The organism is Zoogloea oryzae, from assembly GCF_030161255.1.
Classification (GTDB): domain Bacteria; phylum Pseudomonadota; class Gammaproteobacteria; order Burkholderiales; family Rhodocyclaceae; genus Zoogloea; species Zoogloea oryzae.
Genome location: NZ_BSPX01000193.1, coordinates 1 through 1,343, shown reverse-complemented (window position 1 = coordinate 1,343; position 1,343 = coordinate 1). Strand labels below are relative to the sequence as shown.

Annotated in this window: 3 protein-coding genes; all 3 read left to right on the top strand. The window is 71.1% G+C overall.

Features of this window, described 5'->3' with window-relative positions; all coding sequences use genetic code 11:
* The coding region (locus tag QQK25_RS22965; RefSeq protein ID WP_284190044.1) for a hypothetical protein at positions 1 to 197 on the top strand (197 nt) is incomplete at its 5' end.
* A 12-nt stretch (positions 198 to 209) separates the two neighbouring features.
* The gene (locus tag QQK25_RS22960; RefSeq protein WP_284190043.1) at positions 210 to 1,091 is read left to right on the top strand and encodes a DNA circularization N-terminal domain-containing protein; all 882 of its coding nucleotides are present in this window, start codon (positions 210 to 212) and stop codon (positions 1,089 to 1,091) included.
* A partial coding sequence (locus QQK25_RS22955; RefSeq protein ID WP_284190042.1) for a hypothetical protein occupies positions 1,088 to 1,343 on the top strand: 256 nt, incomplete at its 3' end. The genes QQK25_RS22960 and QQK25_RS22955, both read left to right, overlap by 4 nt.

Genomic DNA, 1,343 nt, shown 5'->3' with positions numbered 1-1,343 from the left:
CGGCACGCCTGCTGCGGGGTAGCGTCGAAGTGTTCGCCGCACCAACGGTGCTGCCGGGCGACCTGGTGGAGATCGCCGGCCTGCCCGACGGTCACCCCGCCGCCGGCCTGCTCGGCCAGGGCCGGCTGCTCCACGTGCGCGCGGTGCGCCACGTGCTCGACCGCCAGCGGGGCGCTTTGACCCGCCTCGGCTTTTAGCAGGCAGATGCCATGACCGTGCGCATCGGCAAGATCGAACTCACCGGCGTGCAGGATCTGCACACCGAAGAGGCGCGCACCCTTGTCGAGCAGCGGGTGCCCGAGCAGCAGGGCAGCGTGTTCCAGGACCTGGGCCGCGAGCCGGTGACGATCCTCATCGACGGCCTGCTGTTCGGCGACGAGGCCCTGTCGTCCCTCGAGACCCTGCGCCAGGCCCACGCCAAGGCCGAGCCCCAGTCCTTCGCCGCCGATCTGGTGGTGGGCACCGACCTCACCGAAGTCATCATCGAGGACTTCCGGGTGCGTCAGGTGGCCGGCTACAAGGACCGCTACCGCTTCAGCCTGCGCCTGCGCGAGCACATCGAACCGCCCCAGGCCAGCGACGCCGCGATGGCCGACGTGAATGCCGGCGTCGCTGCCGACGGCGCGGCGTGGGGCGACACCAGCCTCGCCGCCGCCGGCGTGCTGCAGGACCCGGCCTCGCTGCCCGCCGCGCTGGCCGCCAACCCGGCCCTGCTTGAGAGCCTCGACATGGACGCCCTGGGCGATGCCGTCGCCAACAACCTGGACAGCCTCGACACTGGCCAGCTCAACGGCATGCTCGACACCCTCGCCGCGGCCGACCCCACCAAGGCCGGCGGCTTCTTCGAGGCGCTGGGCAAAGCGGGTGCGCTGGGCGGCATGCTCGCCAAGTACGCCCAGGAGGGCGCGGCCTTCCTCAAGCAGCTCGACCCGTCCAAGCTCAGCTCGCTGATGAAGGCCTTCTCCGGCGGGCTGGATTTCCTCAAGCAGTTGAAGGAAGTCACCGACATCGCCACCCGCCTCGCCGGCAGCATCAAGGATCTCAAGCTGCCGCCCGAGCTCGACCGCATCATCAAGGAAGGGCTGAAGTGAGCACGCCCGCCGACGTGGTCCGCGATCTGGCCGGGCTGGTGAAAAGCCTGGCCGCACTGCTGGAAACCCAGACCGCCAAGGAAATCCCCAACATCGCCCGCGACCTGGGCGCCCAGCCCCAGCTGGCCCAGGGCGTGGATGCCCTCGGCCGGGTGCTCTCCGAGATCCGCGGCGGCGCCGTGCCCCTGCGCCGCGCCGCCATCGACGCCGACGCCCTGCTGGCGATGCTCGGCTGCGTGCCGGGCTTCGTGG

What these genes read in the sequence shown, in the direction of transcription:
- QQK25_RS22960 (WP_284190043.1), top strand. Translation starts at nt 210, where the DNA reads ATGACCGTGCGCATCGGCAAGATCGAACTCACCGGCGTGCAGGATCTG.